The following is a 23344-nucleotide window of genomic DNA, read 5'->3' as shown; positions in this document are numbered from 1 at the left end:
CGTAAACACAGTGTGCGGGTGGTTAATATATTGTTATTTTCCGGCTGCCCTGAGTTGATCTTTATCAACCTTTGCTGAGGTAACAGTTAATATTTGCGTAACATGAGAAAAATCGCTTCAGCAAAAAATATTTTTCTTGCATATTTATCTCGCTAGATTTATTCGCGCACGCATTTAAATAACAATAACTCTCATTATCTTTTAAATAAAAATCCTAATACCGTTAAATAATCCACCAACCAAACAACAAGAATAATTATGTATTCTCTCGCATAGTTTTGTAACAATTAATATCCCCCCTGCCTCAGCATAAGCTTTACGACACAATCAAGCGTGGTGAGTATAGGAAAGGCTGGGGCAGGAAAACACGTAATATGCCGTTTTAGTTTATAATTTTATTGCAGAGTCATCAGCGGGGCAGTGCTTGGTAATGGTGTTGCAGGATGTCGACCTTTTACCGGTTTTTTCCTATCCCTGCGACGGCTCACGGGGATTGGTCATCATGCAATCCATCGGGAATTAGCCAATGAATGACTTTGCTAATCCCTCGAACACGCGTGTAATGGGGGGCTTATGTTGCACGAGGCCGTAACAATATTGTATCGATGCTGGATTTAATTCATCAGTATCCCCTAATTCTGCCAACCAAATATGCTATAGAATGAGACGCAAGCCTGAAAACAACACTTGCTGCTGTGGAGAAAAGGCAACCAGCCCGCTTTATTCGCTTGCGAAAAGCTAAAACTTGACCTCAAGCAAACTTCATCTGCCGCGCGCATGGGTATACTTATTAAGAGGTAATTTAATTATCAGGCTGAGAGATGAATTTGCATGACTAATATTACCAATTCAAATTCATTAGTGCAGACAGCTTTATTCGCTACAGGTTAGCATTTTTAATAGATCACACTACGGTTGCCTGGCTTAAAACATCTTGCCACGAGACATCATGGGTTAATAGCAAACTAGACATCAGGCGTCGTCGGCAACGAAATAGGCCAGCACAGGGAGCACTATCATGAACGATAACAACAACCCGGACCTGCTTCATCACCCGTTCAGCCGTCGTAAGCTAATCAAAACCGGCTCGGCTACCGGCTGTTTACTGGCCGCCACCTCCGGGCTGGTGTTGCCCTTCCGTAAAATCGCTGCCGCCGAGCCGTTGCCAAATGCCCAACTGCCGGAAGACAAGGTGGTCTGGAGTTCTTGCACCGTAAACTGCGGTAGCCGCTGTGCGCTGCGCCTGCACGTGCGGGATGACGAAGTATACTGGGTGGAAACCGACAACACCGGCAACGATCACTATGGCAACCATCAGGTGCGGGCCTGCCTGCGCGGGCGCTCTATCCGCCGCCGCATGAACCACCCGGACCGGCTGAAGTACCCGATGAAACGCGTCGGCAAACGCGGCGAAGGCAAATTCAAACGCATTAGTTGGGAAGAAGCGCTGGATACCATCAGCGGCCAGTTGAAGCACACCCTGGCGGAATACGGTAATGAGGCGGTGCACGTGCTGTACGGTACCGGGGTCGACGGCGGCAATATCACCAACTCCAACGTGCCTTATCGCCTGATGAACTCCTGCGGTGGCTTCCTTAGCCGCTATGGCAGCTACAGCACAGCGCAGATCACCGCCGCCATGCCCTATCTGTACGGCGCACAGCAGGGCAACAGCCCGGATGATATCGCCAACAGCAAACTGGTGGTGCTGTTTGGCAATAACCCAGCGGAAACCCGCATGAGCGGTGGCGGAGTAACCTATTATCTGGAGCAAGCCAGGGCAATCTCTAACGCCAAGATGATTGTCATCGATCCACGCTATACCGATACCGCCGGTGGCCGTGAAGATCAGTGGGTGCCGATTCGCCCGGGCACCGATGCGGCGTTGGTTGCAGGCATAGCCCATGTGTTGATCAGCGAAAACCTGGTGGACCAGCCGTTCCTGGATAAATACTGCGTAGGCTATGATGAAACCACCCTGCCCAGCAGCGCGCCAAAAAACGGCCATTACAAAGCCTATATCCTCGGCCAGGGTGACGATGGCATCGCCAAAACGCCAGAGTGGGCGGCTCGTATCACCGGGATACCGGCCAACACCATTATCCAACTGGCCCGCGAAATCGGCATGACCAAACCGGCCTATATCTGCCAGGGCTGGGGGCCACAGCGTCACGCCAACGGTGAACAAACCGCCAGGGCCATTGCCATGTTACCGATCCTGACCGGTAACGTCGGTATCAACGGCGGAAATACCGGCTGCCGCGAAGGCAGCTTCGATCTGGGCGTGGAATGGTTCGATATGCTGACCAACCCGGTACAGACCAAGATTTCGGTGTTTACCTGGACCGACGCCATCATGCGCGGCCCGGAAATGACCGCCAAGCGTGACGGCATCCGTGGCAAAGATAAGCTGGACGTACCGATCAAATTTATCTGGTGCTATGCCAGTAATACGCTGATCAATCAGCATGGTGATATCAGCCGTACCCACCAGATCCTGCAAGACGACAGCAAGTGTGAAATGATCGTCGGCATCGAGCACTTTATGACCTCATCGGCCAAATATTGCGACATTCTGCTGCCCGACCTGATGCCAACCGAGCAGGAAGATCTGATCTCTCATGAGTCCGCGGGCAATATGGGCTACGTGATCCTGGGCCAGCCCGCCACCACGCGCAAGTTTGAACGCCGCCCGATTTACGAGATCCTTTCCGAGGTGGCCAAACGGGTTGGGCCACAGGCCGAAGCGACCTTCACCGAGGGGCGCAACCAGCAGCAGTGGATCGAATACCTGTGTGAGAAAACCCGCGAACGCAACCCGGAAATGCCAAGTTATCAAGAGATGAAGAGCGCTGGCATTTACAAACGCAAATGCCCGGAAGAGCACGTGGTAGCCTTCAAGGAGTTCAGAGAAGATCCGCAGGCCAACCCGCTGAAAACACCCTCAGGCAAGATTGAAATATACTCCGAACGGCTGGCGGAGATCGCTGCTACCTGGGAGTTGGCGCCAGAAGATGTGATCCACCCGTTACCTGTCTATGCCGCCGGGTTCGAAGGTTGGGAAGATCCGCTGAGCAGCCAATATCCGCTGCAGCTGTTTGGTTACCACTACAAGGCCAGAACCCACTCCAGTTACGGCAACATTGACGTGTTGCAGCAGGCTTGTCCGCAGGAGGTGTGGATCAACACGCTGGATGCGCAGGCGCGCGGCATCAAGAACGGCGATCGGGTGAAGGTCTTTAACGGCCGGGGCGAAACGCAGATCCAGGCGAAGGTAACGCCACGCATTATGCCCGGCGTTACGGCGATGGGCCAAGGCGCCTGGCTGGCGGCGGATATGTCTGGCGATAAGGTCGATCACGGCGGCAGCGTGAATATTCTGACCCACCATCGCCCTTCCCCGCTGGCCAAGGGCAACCCGCAACACACCAATCTGGTGCAGATTGTGAAGCTGTAGGTGGTTTGGGGCTGGTTAACTCGGCCGGGATAGCGGTGGTCTGCGTATTCAACTGCGGCGCGGAGAATTAATGCTGACGGTGGAGGTGTGCGACGGTAGCGACTCGCTACCGTACTGGCATACAACGCAAGGTGCAGTATGACTGCGATTTAACCATCAAAACCACGACAAGATTGGCCCCAAACTGATTAACCGTTATGGGGCCATTATTATTACCTTAACTAGGCCGGCAATCATTTTTCTTTCGACATTCTGGCCACTATCTTACGCACCGCGTTGTAAACCAGATCGACCAAACGGTAGCAACCCAAAGGTATGACGAAAATAAGGATTGCCTTAGTAAGCCATGAAGGGAGTTCGATAACAGAAACAGCTAAAATGCCAACGCAATAAAACAGAGGGTTAATAATGAAAAGCATAAGAACAAAAATCCATATGCTATATAAAAAAGTTGATTTTATCATCATTGTATAATCCTCTGTTTAGGTGATGTGGTATGTAACATGCCGGTATTGGTTTTTAGCCATAAGTCACATTACCAACTACAGCTGTTACCTGAATTTCCACCACAATTGCTATTGCTACCTGTTCCGCCACCACCGCCATTGCCCGTATTGACGCAACCATTAATCCCGCCCAAAGCACCGAGAGCAGCTCCTGCGGCTGCACCGCCAACGCCACCTCGCGAACCGCCAATCGCCCCCGCGAAAGCGCCAGAGGCAAGACTTCCGACACAATTGGCATCCATACCGGGAGATGAATTTCCTACAAAGCCATTGGCCTGCCCGCCATAGTTAGTTGAAGGCCCTCTTCCCTTGTTGTTATTACGACCGCCGTTATCCGACCGATCACCTCCATTATTCCCTCGACCACCAGAAATTTGCTCAAGCATCGAATTATCAACAACTCTCATAAACAGCTCCTTTGTTAATTAATATAAAGCAACCTCGTTCAAAATCATTATTAACCCAGCGCAATTTTACATGCAACACATTGTTTATTAGCCAATCAAGTAACCTGTATAAATATAAACCCACTTATACACAACACATCCCTATGATTTACTTAACTTTCAGTTTTACTACTCAACTCTGGAGAAAGCGTTTCACCTTGAAAATAAATTAAAGCACCCGACGGATATTATGTGGGCCTGTTATTTATTCATTTAACCTTAAAAATAATGTTTTCGACAACGGACCGTTCTTCTCCGACAGTTGCTCTGCTCACTCTTCGACCCTACCGCTGCCCGAGTCAGGTGTGTATCAACCTGATAATCTTATCCTTATCAATATGATAAATTATCGTCTCACATCCTTTTTGCTATGCCGACATTGGTGAATCCCCCCTCGTTGACCACCAAAAACTATCACGCCCACGCCATAAACCAGATTCAACTCACAAATCTCACATCCGGCTGATTTTTCACCCCATTATGGCCTGTAAGTTGCTGCTGTTGGCTATCGCGACTTTTTCTCTCACCGAGGAGAGCAAGATGCCTGTAGGAACCTCGCCCGAACGCGTCGATGCGCAAGCCAAAGTCACCGGCCGGGCGCGCTATACCGACGATATGACCATGCCCGGTATGCGTCATGCCAAATATGTCCGTAGCCCGATTGCCCATGGTCTGGTTATGAGTATCGACACCAGCAAAGCCCTGCAAGTGCCGGGGGTTGAGGCCATATTTACTTATCAGGATGTGCCGCAGCACGGTTTTCCTACAGCGGGCCATGCCTGGTCATTGGATGCCAATAAGCGTGACGTAGCGGATAAACAGTTGCTGACCCAGCATGTACGCCATCACGGCGATGGCGTGGCGATCGTGGTTGCCTGCGACGTGTTAACGGCAGAGAAAGCCGCCATGCTGGTCGAAGTGGAATATCAGGAACTGCCGGTGATGACCACCGCAAAAACCGCGCTGGCAGCCGAAGCGCCGTTGTTACACGGCGGTAAAAGCAATCTGCTGAAACAACACCAGCTCAGCGGCGGCGATCCCGAAGCGGCACTGGCTGCGTCAGAGGTAGTGATCGAAGGCAACTACAGCACGCAGGTAGTGCAACATTGTCATCTGGAAGGGGTGATCTCCTACGCTTATATGGATGAGATGGATCGTATCGTGATTGTCTCCAGCACCCAAATTCCCCATCTGGTACGCCGCGTGGTGGGCCAGGCGCTAGATCGGCCATGGTCGTCCATCCGGGTGATCAAGCCCTATATCGGCGGTGGGTTCGGCAATAAGCAGGACGTACTGGAAGAGCCGATGGCCGCATTCCTGACCTGGAAACTCGGCGGCGTACCGGTCAAGGTTGAACTGAGCCGCGAAGAGTGTTTTTTGGCATCACGCACCCGCCACTCGTTCACCATCAGCGGTAAGATGGGCATTAACCGCGACGGCACCCTGCAAACCTATAGCCTGGATGTGCTCTCCAATACCGGAGGATATGCTTCTCACGGCCATTCCATTGCCTCAGCCGGGGCCAATAAAATCGCCTATTTGTATCCGCGTATCGCCTTCGGCTACAAAGCCACCACCTTTTACTCCAACCTGCCGAACGCCGGGGCCATGCGCGGCTACGGCGCACCGCAGGTAACCTTTGCCCTGGAATGCATGATTGACGAAGCCGCCGCCCAACTGGGGATGGATCCGCTGGAACTGCGGCTCAAAAACGTCGCCCGCCAAGGAGATCTCAACCCACTCAATCATAAAGAGATCAAGAGCGCCGGGATTATCGAGTGCCTGCAAAAAGGCCGGGAACTGTTTGATTGGGATGCCCGACGAGCCGCCTGCCTGAATCAGAGTGGCCCCATCCGCCGCGGCGTTGGCGTGGCCTGCCTTAGCTATGCGTCTAATACCTATCCAGTTGGCGTCGAGATTGCCAGCGCCCGGTTGTTACTGAACCAGGATGGCACCGTCCATCTGCAAGTCGGCGCGACGGAAATTGGCCAGGGATCGGATACCGTGTTTGCACAAATGGCGGCACAAACCATCGGCGTGCCCTTTTCTTCCATCTACGTTATCTCCACCCAAGACACCGACATTACCGCCTACGATCCCGGAGCCTTCGCCTCGCGGCAAAGCTATGTCGCAGCCCCCGCTATCCGTCAGGCGGCTATGGAGCTGCGCGCCAAGATCCTGACCCATGCAGCCTATATGTGCAGCCAGCCCGAATGGGCGCTGGATGTGATCAACGGCGAGGTGGTGCTGAAGGAGATGCCGGAAAAAGTGTTGTGCTCGGTGCAAGAGGTCTCCATGAGCGCCCATTACGATCAGGAGGTCGGCGGGCAGATTATGGCCGAGGTTTCCTGCAAAACCCGCAGCAATCCACCCGCCTTTGGCTGCACCTTTGTTGACCTCACCGTCGATATTGAGCTGTGTAAGGTCACCATCAACAAGATCATGAATCTGCACGACTCCGGCCAGATCCTTAACCCGCTGTTGGCCGAGGGCCAGGTGCATGGCGGCATGGGAATGGGCATCGGCTGGACGCTATTCGAAGAGATGATCATCGACGAGCAAAGCGGCATCGTGCGCAATAACAATCTGCTGGATTACAAGTTCCCTACCATTCTCGATCTGCCAGAGTTGGACTGTGCGTTTGTCGAAACCTATGAGCCACAATCCGCCTATGGGCACAAGGCGCTGGGTGAACCGCCGCTGATCTCTCCCGCCCCGGCGATCCGTAACGCCATCTGGATGGCAACCGGCGTGAAAATAGATGAACTACCGCTGACGCCAAAAACGCTGTATCGCTATTTTTCGCAGGCGGGCCTGATCGAGTAACTGGAGAAAACCATGTACGATATTGCAAACTATTATCGGGCGACCAACATAGACGATGCCGTACGGCAATTAGCCGCCAATCCTCAGGCCAGGCTGATTGCTGGCGGTACCGACGTGTTAATCCAGCTCCATCATATGAACGGCAAATATCGCCATCTGGTGGATATTCACGGCCTGAACGAGCTGAACGGTATCGAGCTGCTGCCGGATGGCACACTGCGCATCGGCAGCGGCACCACCTTTAGCCAGATTATCGATTCACCGTTGGTGCAACGCCATATCCCGATCCTGGCAGAGGCAGCCGCGACGATCGCCGGACCGCAGGTGCGGAATATGGCCACGCTGGGCGGGAATATCTGCAACGGTGCCACCAGTGCCGATTCCGCCTCACCCTGTGTGGTGATGGAAGCCGAACTGGAAATCGCTACCCCCGCAGGGCTACGCCGCACGCCGATCCAAGGTTTCCACACCGGCCCAGGCAAGGTTGCGCTGGGGCAAAATGAGGTCGCCGTGGCGTTGCTGTTCAGGCCACAGCACTATCAGCACTTTGGTGCCAGCTATTACAAATACGCCATGCGTGGTGCGATGGATATTGCCACCATCGGTTGCGCTGCGGCCTGCAAAATCGAAGATGGCCACTTTAGCGCGGTGAAAATCGCCTTTGGCGTAGCGGCCCCAACGCCGATCCGCGCCCCCCATGCCGAGGCCGCAGCACTGGGTCAGCCATTCAATGCGCAAACGCTCGCCGCCGTGCGTGAGGCGGTCATACGTGACGTGCTGCCACGTTCATCCTGGCGCGCCAGCAAAGAGTTCCGTATGCAAATCATCCGTACGCTGGCAGAGCGCGTGCTGGCCCAGGCGGCCCAACGCGCAGGAGGAGAGTTATCATGTTGATCAATTGCACCATCAATGGCCGCCCCTATCAATTCGAGGTCGATCCCCGCCTGTCGCTGATGGAGTTACTGCGCCAGCAAGGGCTTAACAGCGTCAAACAAGGGTGCAGCGTGGGCGAGTGCGGTGCCTGTACCGTATTGATCGACGATGTCGCTACCGATACCTGTATTTACCTGGCACTCTGGGCCGATGGCAAAACCATCCGCACCACCGAGGGCGAGGTGAAACAGGGAAAACTGTCTGCCGTACAGCAGGCTTATGTGAATGTGGGGGCGGTACAGTGTGGTTTTTGTACGCCGGGGTTGGTGATGACCAGCACCTCGATGGTGGAGCGTTTTCGCGGCCACCGCCTTACCGAGCAGGAGATCCGCCGCGGCCTGGCCGGGAATTTATGCCGCTGCACCGGCTATACCTCGATCGTCAAGGCGGTGGAAAAGGCGCAGCAGTTGGATGAAGAGATGCCGCGTTGAGAAACGCGGGTAAACGCTAGTGACGGATTTGCGCCAACTCTTCTTCTGAAAGACCGGTCAACTGTATGACCATGGCGATCTCGAAGCCGTTAACTAGCATGGAGCGGGCTATATTTCCATAAACGCTTCGCGTTTACCTTGTTTTAGTCCTTCCTGAAGTCCTTCCTCTCGCCCTTTTTGTTCGAGATATTCGGCAATAGTCATCAATTCCTCCTCATGCTGCGGCGCGCGTCTGGCCAATTCGCGGAGCAGTCTCTCCGGTTTGGTCGTACTCCCCACCTGCAGCATATAGTTTATCTACGATATGGTTCAGGATCATCAGAGGAAGCGGTAAGCCATTCAAATAAAAACAACTCAATCCATTGATTTAACTAAAAAATAAGGACGAGATTATTACCTATCAGCTTTGTTCTGATCTGTAATCCTTCAGGTCGTTCATATGAGTTGATGTATTGAACTGTGAATGGGCGCAGCATGCAGCGCCCCTACATGAAGAATCGAGTGTTGATTGGTCAGTAAACGACTAACCCTGAGTTTTCCATCAAATCGCCCAGCCACCGGCATAGAATGCCACCAGCGCCACCGCGATAATCACCGTGCCAATATTCAGTTTGCGCCACTCGTTAGAGAACACGCGGCCAATCACCAGCGTGCTGAAGCCCAGCATAATGCCGGTGACAATGTTACAGGTCAGCACGATAAATACCGCGCACACCAGGCCGGACATAGCATCGACGAAGTCGTCAAAGTCCAACTTGGCCACGTTGCTCAGCATCAGCAGGCCCACATACATCAGCGCCGGTGCCGTCGCATAGCCAGGGACCAGATAAGACAGCGGTGACAAGAACAGGATCAGCAAGAACAGTACCCCCACGACCGCCGCCGTCATGCCCGTTTTACCGCCAGCAGCCGTTCCCGCAGCGGACTCGATATACACCGCAGCCGGTGAGGCTCCAACCAGCGCAGAAAACATGCTGCTCATGGAGTCGGCAGTTAATGCCCGGCCACCGTTGATAATCTGCCCATCCTCGTCCAACAGGTTAGCCTGCCCGGCTACCGCCCGGATGGTGCCGGTAGCATCAAACACCGCCGTCATGACTAACGCCAATACGCTGGGCAGTATCGCCGGGTTCAATGCCCCTTTGATATCCAGGCTAAAAATCAGCGAGCTACCATCCGGCCCGGACAAGCTCGGCAGAGCAAACAGCCCCTGATATCTTACGTTCGGATCAAAGATCAGGCCGATAAGGGAAATACCAATGATCACCAATAAAATCCCACCCGGCACGCGCAGTTTCTCCAGCCCGAGGATCATCGCCAGGCCGAGCAATGACATCATCACCGGGAAAGACACAAACGACCCCAGCGCCACCGGCAAACCGTCCAGCGGGTTCTTGATCACCATGCCGACGCCGTTGGCAGCGATCAGCAGCAGGAACAGCCCGATACCAATCCCGGTACCGTGCGCTATGCCCATCGGCAGGTTACGCAGGATCCATGAACGCACCCCGGTCACCGAAATGGCGGTGAATATCAGCCCCATCAGGAAGATGGCCCCCAGGGCGACGGGTATGCTGATCTGCTGGCCAAGCACCAGGCTGAAAGCGGTAAACGCCGTCAATGAGATGGCGCAGCCAATAGCCATCGGTAAGTTAGCCCACAGGCCCATCACCAGCGACCCCACACCGGCAACCAGACAGGTGGCGACAAACACCGCAGCCGGAGGGAAACCCGCCTTGCCCAACATGCCAGGCACCACGATCACCGAATAGACCATCGCCAAAAAGGTGGTCAACCCTGCCAACACTTCCTGCCGTACGCTGCTGCCCCGCTCGCTAATCTTAAAATAGCTGTCTAGCGAGCTGGCCGCTTTTTCTGACGTCGCCTGCGATAAATTATTAGACATATCAATGCCCTCTGAAGGTTTACACTCACCTACCCCGTTGGCTTGCCGTTACGGCATTATCGTCTGGCCGCAACGGCACTCGCTTGGGGTAACGCCAATCCTGGCAAATTGCAGTGCGGTTGGTTAAGTACGTTCATACACCAGCCGGCCATCGACATAGGTGCGATAGATCGACCGGTCATCCCCTAGCGTCATCATGACAAACAGCTTATCCATCAAGGTTTTTGAATTGTCGTAGCGCAGTTGTTGCAGCGGCGTGGCCGTCGGCTCCAGCACCACAAAGTCCGCCTCTTTCCCCAGGTTGAAGTTACCAATGGTGTCCGCCAGCCCCAGAGCATCGGCCCCGCCCAACGTCGCCAGATAGAACGCCTCATACGCCGAGAGCCGGTAACCCTGCAGCTGCATGATTTTGTAAGCCTCATTCAGCGTTTGCAGCATGTTGAAGGTGGTGCCCGCGCCGATGTCGGTGCCCATCCCCACCCGCACCTTTTTCCGCCAGGCGTTGGGCAAATTAAACAGGCCGCTGCCGAGATACAGGTTGGAGGTCGGGCAAAAGGCGATGGAGGATTGGGTCTGGTGCAGGCAATCCCATTCGGCGTCTTCCAAGTGCACACAGTGGGCAAATACGCTTTTTCTGCCGGTCATACCGTAGTGATGGTAAACATCGAGATAATTTTTGTGCTCTGGATACAGGGCTTTCACCCAAGCCACTTCATCCTTGTTTTCCGACAGGTGTGTGTGCAGGTAAACATCCGGATATTCCTGGCGCAGGCGTTGCACCATCTCCAGCTGTTCCGGCGAGGAAGTCGGCGCAAAGCGCGGGGTGATGGCATACAACAGGCGGCCATTGTTATGCCAGCGCTCAATCAGCGCCTTGGTTTGGCTATAGCTGCTTTCTGCGGTATCCAGCAGGTAATCGGGCGCGTTGCGATCCATCATCACCTTACCGGCGATCATCCGCATATTGATATGACGCGCCGACTCAAACAGCGCCTCTACCGATTCGGGGTGTACGGTGCCGAACACCAGCGCGGTGGTGGTGCCATTACGCAGCAGTTGCTTGATGAAAAACGCCGACATCTCGCGGGCGTACTCCAGATCGTTATAGCGCTTCTCCGCCGGGAAGGTGTGCTTGTTCAGCCAGTCCAGCAGCTGTTCGCCATAGGCTCCCACCATTTCACATTGTGGATAATGAATATGGGTGTCGACAAACCCTGGCACGATCATTTTACCGCTGTAATCGCGCACCCGGATGCTGTCGGGGATCTGGTGGTGTCCCTCTTCCCAGTTGCCAAACCACTCCACCCGGCCATCACGAATGATCAGTAGCCCGTCTTTAATAAAGCGCAGATGACCCTCGATTTCTTCCGGGTGCTGTACGGTGCGGGTGATATCGAGAAAACTGCCCCGCACGGCCTTGATTGATTGTTCACGCTCCATACTCAAATTCCTTATCACCATAAAACGGATGTTGCCAGGCGGGCGCAGCATGCAGCGCCCCTGCGTAACCTTTATCAGCAAATCTCAATCGGTGTTTTTTTCCGCTGGAACCCCTTCGAACTCGCCCTCCTGGACGCCAGGTTTCTCACTCTTGTTCTGCGGTATCAGCAAATTGAGGAAAATGGCCGTGAGCCCACCGGCGCAGATTGGGTTTTCCACCAGCACATAAATCGACTCGGGCAAAATACGAAACACTTCCGGATCGTAAGAGACGCCAAGGCCCAGCCCCAGCGAGGTGGCGACGATGATGGTTTCACGACGGTTTAAGCCGTCGGAGAGAATGATGCGTATCCCGGCGATGGCGATCATGGAGAACATCAGCGTCATCGCGCCTCCCAGCACTGGCGCCGGGATAGTGGTAAAGAAGCGGCCAATGACGGGGAACAGCCCCAGCACTACCAGGATCACGGCGATATATTTACCGATATGACGCGAGGCGACACCGGTCATCTGGATCACGCCGTTATTCTGGGAAAATGTCGTCAGTGGCAGCGAGCCAAGCATGGCGGCAATCACCGAGACCAGCCCATCGGCCAGCACACCACCGCTCAGACGTGCGGTATATTCATCCCCTTTGATGGGTTGCTCGGACACTATTGCGGTAGCGGTGATACTGCCGACCGCCTCCAACACGCTGAGCAGATAGATGATGCCAGCCACCAGAAAGGCATGCAGATCGAAAGAGAATCCGTATTTAAAGGGAACGGGAACGGTCATTACCGGCAGGTTTTGCATTACCGAGAAATCCACCATGCCCAGGCACAAAGCGACGACATAACCGACAATCAAGCCGATGGCGATGCCCCCCATGCGCAATAATGCGTTCTGGCAACAGTTAAACCCGATCACCACCAACAGCACCAATAGGCCGATACCAATATTTTCGTAGTTGCCAAAGGTGCCGCTGCTTTTCGCTGAATAACCGCCACCAAAATCGATAATGCCCACCTTGATCAGGCTCAGGCCAATCATCAGCACCACAATGCCGCTCACGGTGGGTGTGATCACCCGTTTCAGATAGGGCAGAATAAACGAGGAGCCCACCACCAGGAATGCCCCAACAAAAGAGATGCCCAGCAGAGTGGACATGATCGCTTCCACATGCATGCCATCGGCTTTCATGGTGCTGCCCAAGGCGATCATCACCGTCACAAAGGAAAAATTGACCGATTGAATGGACAATAAGCCGGAGCCTACGCGGCCATAGCGATTCACCTGCAGCCAGGTGCCAATTCCTGAGGCAATCATTGCCATCGAAACCAGATAGGCTGTGACGTCCGGCGGCAACCCCAGCGCGGTGCCGACAATTAACGCCGGGGCCACCATCGGCACAAAAATAGCCAGTAAATGGGTAATCGCCCCCACGATACATTGGTCAAAGGGTGGTTTATCTTCCACCCGATAAATAAGGTCGTTATTTGAACTAGGCATATCAGACATCTCTTTACTCCATTCCAGTAAATTTGATCATCTGATTCAATAAGCTCCACGCCCTGCACTTTCGCCATGTTAAATCCACGGGCTAGCCTGAGCGATTAGCTCATATATGGCGGCAATAACAGATTAGCCTTTGGCTAATATATTGAATCGTTTATACCCGCCGCCGGTTTAACTCGGCAGGTATAGCGGGATAATGACCGTAATTGGTCACTATCCCGGTACGACTTATTACAGAGTCTACGCTGACAGCTTATTTAACCCCCTCAAGATCTTCTCTGGGGTGAAATGCCATTCGCGCAGCCAAACGCCACAGGCATCGTGGATCGCCATGGCGATGGCCGGAGCCGCGCCGTTGACGCCAATCTCGGAGATCGACTTGGCTCCATACGGCCCCACCCGATCGTCGCTGGGCACCAGGAACGCCTGGAAGTCCAGCGGGATATCGCCAATCTTCGGCGCGCCATAGCTTTGCAGATCTCGGGTGATCGGCGAGCCTTGGCTATCATAGATAATCTCTTCCGTCATGCTGTGGCCGATGGCGCGCATTGAAGCCCCGTAGATTTGTCCCAGCGCCAGTTCCGGGTTAACCGGGGTGCCACAATCGAGCAAGGCATAGAACTTATCCAACCGGATCTCCCCGCTGCGCAAGTTGACCGCCACTTCGGCAAAGTTGGCGCCAAACGGGAAGGCAAAGTCAGAAGAAATATAGCTGGCGGTGGCCACCAGGGTGCCAAAGCCGGTTCCCGTCTCTGCCTTATGGGCAATCTGCGCGAACGTCACTTCGCCCTGTTTACCGCGCACCACGCCTGGAACCACCAGCGTGACGTCGCTTTCTGGCTCACCCAGCATCTGCGCGCCGTGGAACAGGATTTTCTTCCTGAGATTTTCCGCCGCTTTCTTCGCCGCATTGCCGGAGAAACAGGTGCCGGAAGAGGCGTAGGCCCCTTTATCAAACAGGGCATGATCGGTGTCGCCGGAGATCACATGCACCTCGGAGAAGGGGCAGCACAGCACCTCCGCCGCCAGTTTGCCCACGACCGTATCCAGCCCGGTACCGATGTCCGCCCCGCCGGAATGCACGATAAAGGTCCCGTCCGACTCCAGCTTGATCATGCAGTTGGCCTGATCGATATCCGGAATACCGGATTTTTGCATGATAATGGCCACGCCACGGCCAATCTGCCAGTCTCCCTGGCCCACTTTCGGTGAGCTCCACTGGATCAGCTCACGCCCTTTACGCAAAATCGGCTCCAGCGCACAGCTGGCGGCACTTGGCACCGAAGTCGGCATTTTGCCTTCGCCAATCGCCCCGAGGATTTTCAACTCTTGCCCTTCAACTACCCGATTGCGCTCAATGATATCCAGCGGATCCATCTGCAGTTTTTCCGCCATCTCCGCCAGGACCATAGTCAGTGCGAAGTTGCCTTTTGGCGCGCCATACCCCTGATAAGCCCCATTCGGACAGATGTTGCTGTAATAGGTGGTTACCTGGAAATTGACGTTATCGCAGGGATAGAGCGGCAACGACAGCGCCGGGCCATTGCTGGGCACCGTCAGCGCATGGTTGCCATAAGGGCCGGTATTGGCCAGGAAGTTCATGTCGATCGCCGTCAGGCGGCCGTCTTTTTTCGCCCCAATCTTCACCCGCACCTTGGCCACATGGCGCGAGGTATTGCTGATGAACTCTTCTTCGCGGGTATAGTGGAAATAAACCGCACGGCCGGTCACGCAGGTAGCCCAGGCACATACCTCTTCCAACAGGATGTCCTGCTTGGAACCAAAGCCGCCGCCGACCCGCTCTTTGATCACGTGCACCTTATGCTGCTTGAGCCCGACGATCCTGGCAACCTGGCGGCGCAGGTGCCAAGGCACCTGGGTTGACGCGTGGATCACCAGCCGATCGCCGTCCATATAGGTGTAGCAGACGTGCATTTCCGCCGGGCACTGCTGCACCTGTTTGGATTCGTAGGTGCGCTCCAGCACCACGTCCGCCTCGGCAAAGCCTTGATCCACGTTGCCAATGCGCCCATGTACCGCGGCGGCAATATTACTGTGGGGTTTGGCACCGATCGGGAAGTTGATCGTCACATGCTCGCTGCCACGCTGTGCGCTGCCCTGGTTCTGCTCGGCCAGGTCGTCCGGTGCGCCATGAACGTAGACAATCGGCTCGTCGTGCACCAGCGGTGCCCCTTCCGCCATCGCCTCATCAATTGACATCACCGGTTTAAGCACCTGGTATTCGACGTCGATCAACGCTAGCGCAGCCAACGCAATCTCTTCGCTCTCGGCCACGACCGCCGCCACCCGGTCACCTACGTGCCGCAGTTTTTGGCCAAACATCCGGCGATCCAGCGGCGAAGGTTCTGGCGCGCTTTGCCCACCGGGGGTGTAATAAATATCTGGGCAATTGCGATAGGTGATCACATGCACCACCCCTGGCAACGCCTCGGCTTTGCTGACGTCCAGATGCGTAATCAAGGCATGAGGATGCGGGCTACGCAGCATCTTGATGATGCAGGCATTGCGGGCTACGCGGTCTTCCACATAGCAAGGCTTGGCCTGTACCATTTTCGCCGCGTCCACCTTAGGGCACAGCTTACCGACCACGTTCAGATCGCTGCGAAACTCAGGAGCGGCGAGCGACTGGAATTCGGGATCGTTGCGGCGAATCACCGCCAGAGCCACGACCTGATAGAACTGCTGATAACCGGCGTCACGACTGAACAAGCCCGACAGCGCATCGTCGATCTGCGCGCGTGTTGGCTCCTCGATGCGGGCCAACAGGTCCGTCAGGATCAGCGCTGCCGCCGCGTCGTTATAACCAGACTGGACTATCCCCACGTCAACCATCGCCTGCTGCACCAGGCTGAGCTGGTTCCAACTCCCCAGCGCTTCGGCCGTGGTCACCACGCCATCATCCAACTGGGCGGCGATCAGCAACGAGGCATTGACCACCACGCCGTTAAACAGGATCGCGTCCGAACCGGCAAACCCGAAGCCGTCATCGCTATTGCGGACCGAATGCATGCCCAACTTGAACAGCAGTTGCTGGACGTTTTCGCCGGGTTGGCATTGCATCTCCTGCGGGATGTCGTTAAGCGTAAAGCGAATATTCATCATGCTTTCTCCCCTGATGCCTGGCAATCCGCCAACAGGTCTGCCACCACCACACCGGCGATATAGCGCTTATAGGCGCGGCTGCCACAGATGTCATCTGGCGGAGATATCATCTGCGCCACTGCCTGTTCCAGCGCCGGGCCACTCAGGCCAATGTTCTCTGCATCACGCAGGCGGCCAGGTGCCACCACACCGCTCAGGGCGATACGAATTTTCGCCTGCGCATCGCGGGATACTGCCGCAGTCACCACCGGCAACCCCGCGACTGAACGGGCAATTTTACGGGTAGCGCAGGTACGGTAAGGATCCGGCAGCACCACCGCCAGCAGTAATTCACTACCGCCGCACAGCGGATAGTCTTCCAGCGCCATCGTCTTGCCGCTGCCCACCACCACCTGGGCACTCAATGCCAGCAGCACCGGCAACAGCACCGAGTCTTTCGCCGCCGAAACGACTTCACCACCCAGCGTGGCCTGATTGCGAATATGGCGGGAATAGACAAACCCCAGCGCCTCACGCAGAGCCTGCGGGATAAGCTGGGTATCCATTAAACGTTGTAAGCTAATGGTGGCACCGATATGCAATGCCCCCTGCTGCCAGCTCACCTGATCCAGCCCCAGTTGCGACAGCGCGATGGCGATCTTTTGCCGTGTTTTAGTGGGTGTGGCATTTAGTTTGCTGCCACCAGCAAAATAGACGGCATCCTGCTGGAACTGGCGTTTTAGCTCTAGCGCCTGCTGTACCGATCCTGGCCGATAGAATTGCTCAATCATATTGCACCCTCATCAATGTCAGCCGCCCCCGGTGTTCGCAGGGCGGCGACCGGTTTAATTCAAGGCATCCATACGCTGCCACAGCTTGGCCGCTACCTTGCGCGCCTCTGCATAGATCGGTTCCACATCGAACGGGAACTGGCGATCCTGATAGACCATGCGGCCTTCCACCATTACGCTGTTGACGCTGCCAGCCCCCATGCCGAAGGCCAGATGTCCGCCGATATTTTGCGCCGCCAGCGGCGTGGGTGACGGATAGTCGCAGATGGTCAGATCCGCTTTGTAACCGGCGGCCAGGCAACCAAAATTGGCACCAAAGTTGCGCGCCAGCAGTTGGTTACCGTTGGCCAGGAAGCGGGCGAAGCTATCTGGCCACAGCGGCCCACCCGCATCACGGTGTTTGAAGAAGGCAAACTTCATCTCTTCAAACATGTCTGAGCCGATACCATCGGTGCCGAGTGCCAGGTTGCGGTACTGCGCCAGTTGATGGTTATAGCCCACGTGGTTGTTCATATTGGAGCGGGCGTTGTGCACCAGGAAGGCATCCTGCTGGTTGATCAGCTCAATATCCGCCGCAGACAGATACAGACCGTGCGCGACTAACGTTTTTGACCCGATCAGGTCGTATTGCGCCAGGCGCTCGATCAGATCCTTGCCATATTTGTCGTGGCTGTGGGAGACGTCGTAGCTGTCCTCGGCGGCGTGGATATGCAGACCACGGCCGGTACTTTTAACCGCCGCTTGCAGCATCTCCAACCCGGCATCAGAAACCGTGAACGGTGCGTGAGCGCCAATATGCGCCTCCACCAGGTAAGGCTCTTTACCGGCTTTTTTGGCGACGTCGATCAACTGGGCAAAGGCAATATTCTCCTCCACGCCAGCCCGCAGCTCTCGCTCCCCGCCGTTACGATCGGTGGTTTCAAAACAGGTCATGCCGCGCAGACCGGTCTCGATAAAGCCTGCGCGCAGGGTTTTCAGCGAACCGGCGATAAAGTTGGGCGAAGCGTGGTGATCGATCACCGCCGTACAGCCGCTCTTGATGGCTTCCAGCGAGCAGATCAGGCCGCTGTAATACAGTGATTCCTCATCCAGCGCCCGATCCAACCGCCACCACAGGTTCTTCAGCGTGGAGATAAAGTCCGGGCTTGGCGCAATGTTGGCCATAATCCCGCGCGATAACCCGGAGTAGAAATGATTGTGGGCACACACAATCCCTGGCATCACCCATTTGCCGTGCATATTGCGCACTTCGGCCTGGGGATATTTGGCCGCCAACCCTTGGCCCACCTCTTTGATCAACGCCCCTTCAATGGCGATATCGATACCTTGCTGTACGCTGGCGGGGTCGAGTTGCACGCCGGTTGCATTGGTTAATATCAGCATGATTACACCTCCACCTGGCCAAGGAGATAATGATGATGAGTGTGCACATGGCTGATAATGCGGCACATCTCCTCCAGCTCCGACGGCACTTGCTCAAGCTGGCCGTCACTATTGATCTGCAGTTGGTAAAGCTTACCGTTCTGCCGTACGCTGACCTGCGCTCCATCTACCAGGAACCCTGGATTGGTGCTGTTGGCAAAGTCCTGCGGCAGGCTGTAGATCGTCACCTTGTCTTTGTATGGCTTACCCTGCCACGGACAGAACTGGGCGCAGTTGCCGCATTCGTTGCAGTAAGCGTCCAGGTGCAGGGTCTGGAAACGATCCTGGAAGCCCGGAATGGCAATGGATACGTTGGCGCGGTTCGGGCAAACGTCGACGCATTTGCTGCACACGTAGTTACATTCCAGGCAGCGCTGGGCCTCTTGAGCCACGAAGGCTTCGCGCTCGGTTTTATCCACCAGCGCTACTGAAATAGTGCCTTTACGGCGATAGATTTCCGCCGGATCGACGTTTGACCAGTATTTATCGGCGTGATGGGTTTTGACGTTTTCCCGCGCCAGCACCGTTTCAGCGGCGTTGCGGGCGCTACCGATGGCAGCGACAATGGATGACGGGCCACGCTGCACGTCGCCGATCAGGAAGACATTAGGCCGGGTGGTTTCGCCAGTGGCGGTGTTGACCTGCGGATAGCCTGCGTCATCCAGCGGTACGCCCAGCTTATGCAGCACCTCCTCATCAGCCTGCTCGCCAATGGCGGTGATCAAGGTATCCATCTGCAGCGTCAGGGTCTGTTCGGTGGCGACCGGGCGGCGGCGGCCCTTCTCGTCCGGCTCTCCCAACACCATCACTCTGGCCGTCAAGGTGCCGTTGGCATCAAAGTGTTCCGGGTTGGTGAGGAACATAAACTGCACGTTGTCCTCTACCGCCTCCTGATACTCTTCGCGGTAGGCTGGCATCTCATTGAGCGTGCGGCGGTACAGCACGGTGACGTCCTGCACGCCAGGCACTTTCAATGCGGCCCTGGCACAGTCCATTGCCGTGTTACCAGCACCGACCACGGCCACGTGTTTGCCCAGGTTCATGGGCTTACCGAGGTTGAAATCGCGCAGGAACGGCAAGGATTTGTGGACGTTACGGTTATTACCCGCCAGCTTCACGCCGCTGTTTTTATCGGTGCCGATGCCGATAAACACGTAGTCAAAGCCCTGCTGTTGCAGCTTGTCGACGGTCAGATCGGGATCGCAGCCATAGACCATCTTCACGCCGTGTGCGGCCACGAAGTCGATATCGTGCTCGATAAGCTCCGCCGGGATGCGGAACTGTGGAATGATGTTTTTCACCACCCCGCCCGCATTGGCCTCGCGCTCAAACAGCGTAACCTGATACCCGGCCCGCGCCAGGAAGTACCCAGCAGACAAGCCCGCCGGGCCAGCCCCCAAAATAGCAACCGGGCGTTTGCTGCCAGAGCCTGCCGGTTTATGCCAACGGCGCTGATACTCATCCCAGCCCTTCTCCAACGCCACTTTTTTCAGTTCGCGGATGTTCAGCGCGCTGTCGTAATCAAGACGGGTGCAGTTGTACTGGCACTGGTGATCGCAGATATGCCCGGTAATGGCTGGCAAGGCGTTACGCTGATAAATCAGCTCCAGCGCATCGGCATAGCGCTGTTCGCCCAGCAGCCGGATATATTCCGGGATATCCTGTTTGATGGCGCAGGCGGTGACGCAAGGAGCCACATAGCAGTCAATCATCGGCAGCGGGCCACCGGCGTCAATGCGATCCGTTGATTTCCAGTGTTTCTGGGTGTACTCCATGCTGACGGCCTTGTCTGCCAGCGCTTGCAGCTTATCGACATCGATGCGCGTCATCGGCCAGCTATCAGAAGCGTCCAGCTCTTGCATGCACTCCGTCAGGCGTAAATAGCCGCCGGGCTTGAGCAAATCGGTGGCCATGGTGATTGGCCGGATACCGGTGTCAAAAATCTCGCGAACGTTAAACTTGCTTGCCCCGCCGGAATAGGAAATCGGCAGTTCCCCGTTGAATTCACGGGAGAGAACCGCCGCCACGTTGATGGAAAGCGGGAACAGCGCGCGCCCGGACATATACATCTCTTCGCCCGGCAAGGCGCCTTTATGGTTGATCGCCCCCAGGGTATTGGTCAGTTTGACCCCGAAGCCTAAATTCTGCTGTTTCCCCAAGGCGGTCAGGCGGTGCAACATCGCAATCGCCTGCTCCAGTTTGAGATCGTGCTCGAAAGACTCTTCTTTCAGCCCGACATAATCAAACCCGCAGCTATCCAGAATGGAACGCACTCGCGGATAACCCAGCAGCGTCGGGTTTAATTTTACAAAGGTATTGAGCCGTTTTTCTGCCAGCATATAGCGACAGATGGCTTCAATTTCATCTGGCGGGCAGCCGTGCATGGTCGAAAGGGTAATGCCGCTGACCAATTGCGCGGGAATATGCTCTGGCAGCAGTGCCAATGCCCCGCGCTGGTCGGATAAAGCGAACTGGCTAATAAAGCCCTCGTCCTTAACCCATTCGGCAAGAATATGTTGATACTCGGCATATTTCGGGTGCTGTGCAGAGTCCATCATATTATGGATAAAGTCCTGCATCGGCGGCTGTTTAATCCCGTCGAGGTTATAGCCCACGCTCATGTTGAAGATGAAGGATTTACTTTCCCCCTTGGCCCGTGGATCAAACATCTGTTCCAACAGGTGCAGGGCAAACCAGGCTTTTAAATATTCATCATAGGCTTTGAGCAGCGTGAACTCGGTCGACCATTCGGTGTTGAAGCATTCGTCTTCGGCATCGATACAGGGTTTTTCCAGCTCCAGCCGATCGAGGATCTGCACGGTTTTCAATTCGATAAAGCGCCCGCCGGTCAACCAGGAGACGATGATATTCTGCGCCAACTGAGTATGTGGGCCTGCGGCTGGGCCAAGCGGAGTTTCACAACTTTCGTTAAAGACGTTAATCCGCCGATCGTCATGTTTACGATAAAACTGCTTTTCTGGAATACCAAAAATAGACCGGCTCTCATGATATTCATCGAAAATCCGGGTTAACAGCGCCTTGAACGGAACGGGACGCATTAAATCTCCCATAGCTTTATCTCCTTGCGACGAAATGCCTGAATGATGAGTGAGTAAAAACCTGGGGGCGGTTTTTCACATCGGTTACGCATAACGCAGCAACAATCAGGCCAAATCTCCCCACGGGGTTGGGCAGCGGTTAAATTCGTGAGGCAGTTCTAATTGTTAATTTTATTTGTGAACAGGCTCACAATCGCAAGTGAGAATAAAAATCAGTGCCGGCAGTCGCTTAATCATCACGGCTACGCTAATAGAATCAATTATCAAAAAAACATCGCCAGCTATCACTTTGATACGGCCAGAAAACACTTCGGTTAAAAACGAGACCGCAATCGATAAAGTATGAATATTCGCTAAATATCGATTACATCAAGGTTGTTTGCTATTAAATCGGCACTCTATCCTAGAAAAACCGCCTATTGGTTATCGGTTAAATCACCGTTATTTCTCCCTCACCCCAACCCTTTCCCCAAGGAGAGGGAGCTGATGCAGTGTTGTGGTTAGTTTGGAGTAAATAGCGGCATTGAACGCCAAAAACACTGCAATACCAGCGTGGCACGGACAGTCCCCTCGCCATTTGGAATAGGGAGCTGATACGGTGTTATATGCAGGTTCAGAGCTTCGGCACGTCAAGGAAGACACTGCAATACCAACGTGGCACGGGCAGTCCCCTCTCCCTGTGGGAGAGGGTTAGGGTGAGGGGCCGCTTTTTGACTCACAAGACAGGCTATTTATGACACCCAGCTTCAGAGAATTATTCAGTGAGGAATTTAACCGCCTCGATCGGGGCCAGCCGCTGCTCATCGCCCTGATTGGGGCCGGGGGGAAAACCAGCACCCTGCACTGGCTGGCGCAGGCCTTTTATCACCAGGGCAAGCGTGTGCTGTTCACTACCACCACCAAGATGTACCTGCCCACCGCTGCCAACTACCACCACCTGTTGATAGGCCAGCCGCCCACCGCCAGCAGCACCCCGGCCATTACCGCCTGCTTCAGTCATTATCAACCGCAGGACAACAAGGTTATCGGGTTAACCGCCGAGCAAATCGATGAGATCAAACAGCGTGGAGCCTTCGACGTGATCCTGGTCGAAGCGGACGGCTCCCGAGGGTTACCCCTGAAAGCCCCGGCAAGGCATGAACCTTGCATCCCCTCCCGCAGTGATTGTGTTATCGCGCTAACCGGAGGCCGGGTGATCGATCGTCCCGCAGACCCACAGCAAATTCACCGTTGGGCGATTTTCTCAGCGCTGACGGGGGTCGGTGCCGGTGAAACACTGGATCACCGGGTATTCGACGCCCTGATCGCACACCCTGAAGGGATGTTCAAAGGTACGCCCTCTCAGGCGCGACGGGTCTGGCTGATCAATCAGGTTTCTCATTGTGATAATCAACCGGCTGCCCGCTGGCAACCGCTGCTGCGGCCAGAGCTGGCGCTCAGCGCCATCTGGTTTGGCGCAGTGCAGGAGACCCCGGCGATCCATCATGTGGTACGGCGCTTAACACGATAATATTTCTGAGGTTATTGA

The 23344-nt window shown here is 55.1% G+C and carries 13 protein-coding genes; 5 read left to right on the top strand and 8 right to left on the bottom strand.

Annotation, left to right across the window (positions count from 1 at the left end):
- Positions 1–1018 precede the first annotated feature (1018 nt).
- Positions 1019–3457 (top strand): selenate/tellurate reductase subunit YnfF, encoded by a 2439-nt coding sequence (gene ynfF / locus IMQ33_RS02935; RefSeq protein WP_196061774.1) that lies wholly within the window; start codon positions 1019–1021, stop codon positions 3455–3457.
- Between the two features lie 519 nt (positions 3458–3976).
- Here the strand turns inward: ynfF and IMQ33_RS02930 are convergent.
- Positions 3977–4192: a hypothetical protein gene (locus IMQ33_RS02930; RefSeq protein ID WP_196061775.1), complete on the bottom strand. Its 216-nt coding sequence runs from the start codon at positions 4190–4192 to the stop codon at positions 3977–3979.
- A 757-nt stretch (positions 4193–4949) separates the two neighbouring features.
- Between IMQ33_RS02930 and xdhA the strand changes: the two genes are divergently transcribed.
- The 3 genes from xdhA to xdhC are packed head-to-tail and all read left to right on the top strand — an operon-like array spanning position 4950 to position 8599.
- Positions 4950–7235, top strand: coding sequence for a xanthine dehydrogenase molybdenum-binding subunit XdhA (gene xdhA, locus IMQ33_RS02925; protein WP_196061776.1), 2286 nt, complete (start codon positions 4950–4952; stop codon positions 7233–7235).
- A gap of 12 nt (positions 7236–7247) precedes the next feature.
- Complete coding sequence (gene xdhB, locus IMQ33_RS02920; RefSeq protein WP_196061777.1) at positions 7248–8129, top strand: xanthine dehydrogenase FAD-binding subunit XdhB; 882 nt, start codon at positions 7248–7250, stop codon at positions 8127–8129.
- On the top strand, positions 8123–8599 hold the full coding sequence (gene xdhC / locus IMQ33_RS02915) for a xanthine dehydrogenase iron sulfur-binding subunit XdhC (protein ID WP_196061778.1): 477 nt from the start codon (positions 8123–8125) through the stop codon (positions 8597–8599). Before xdhB ends, xdhC begins: the two co-directional genes overlap by 7 nt.
- A gap of 541 nt (positions 8600–9140) precedes the next feature.
- Here xdhC and IMQ33_RS02910 read toward each other — a convergent pair.
- From IMQ33_RS02910 to ygfK, 7 genes are all read right to left on the bottom strand, one after another.
- Positions 9141–10505 (bottom strand): NCS2 family permease, encoded by a 1365-nt coding sequence (locus IMQ33_RS02910; RefSeq protein WP_196061779.1) that lies wholly within the window; start codon positions 10503–10505, stop codon positions 9141–9143.
- A 123-nt stretch (positions 10506–10628) separates the two neighbouring features.
- A complete protein-coding gene (guaD, locus tag IMQ33_RS02905) occupies positions 10629–11945 on the bottom strand; it encodes a guanine deaminase (RefSeq protein ID WP_196061780.1) in 1317 nt (438 codons plus the stop codon).
- 84 nt (positions 11946–12029) lie between these two features.
- Positions 12030–13445, bottom strand: a complete 1416-nt coding sequence (locus IMQ33_RS02900; protein ID WP_196061781.1) for a nucleobase:cation symporter-2 family protein — start codon at positions 13443–13445, stop codon at positions 12030–12032.
- A gap of 237 nt (positions 13446–13682) precedes the next feature.
- Positions 13683–16562 (bottom strand): molybdopterin-dependent oxidoreductase Mo/Fe-S-binding subunit, encoded by a 2880-nt coding sequence (locus tag IMQ33_RS02895; RefSeq protein ID WP_196061796.1) that lies wholly within the window; start codon positions 16560–16562, stop codon positions 13683–13685.
- Positions 16562–17335: a molybdopterin-dependent oxidoreductase FAD-binding subunit gene (gene ygfM, locus IMQ33_RS02890; RefSeq protein ID WP_196061782.1), complete on the bottom strand. Its 774-nt coding sequence runs from the start codon at positions 17333–17335 to the stop codon at positions 16562–16564. The genes IMQ33_RS02895 and ygfM overlap by 1 nt, the downstream gene beginning before the upstream one ends.
- 54 nt (positions 17336–17389) lie before the next feature.
- A complete protein-coding gene (gene ssnA / locus IMQ33_RS02885) occupies positions 17390–18718 on the bottom strand; it encodes a putative aminohydrolase SsnA (protein ID WP_196061783.1) in 1329 nt (442 codons plus the stop codon).
- 2 nt (positions 18719–18720) lie between these two features.
- A complete protein-coding gene (gene ygfK, locus IMQ33_RS02880) occupies positions 18721–21828 on the bottom strand; it encodes a putative selenate reductase subunit YgfK (protein ID WP_196061784.1) in 3108 nt (1035 codons plus the stop codon).
- Positions 21829–22549: 721 nt separating this feature from the next.
- On the opposite strand from ygfK, the gene yqeC reads away from it, so the two are divergent.
- A complete protein-coding gene (gene yqeC, locus IMQ33_RS02875) occupies positions 22550–23326 on the top strand; it encodes a selenium cofactor biosynthesis protein YqeC (protein ID WP_196061785.1) in 777 nt (258 codons plus the stop codon).
- Positions 23327–23344 lie beyond the last annotated feature (18 nt).

It is taken from the genome of Serratia sp. Res13-Sevr-LER1-36-b (assembly GCF_015673035.1).
Taxonomy (GTDB): domain Bacteria; phylum Pseudomonadota; class Gammaproteobacteria; order Enterobacterales; family Enterobacteriaceae; genus Chania; species Chania fonticola_C.
Note: the sequence above shows the minus strand (reverse complement) of the source record. Positions and strands in the feature narration are given on the sequence as shown.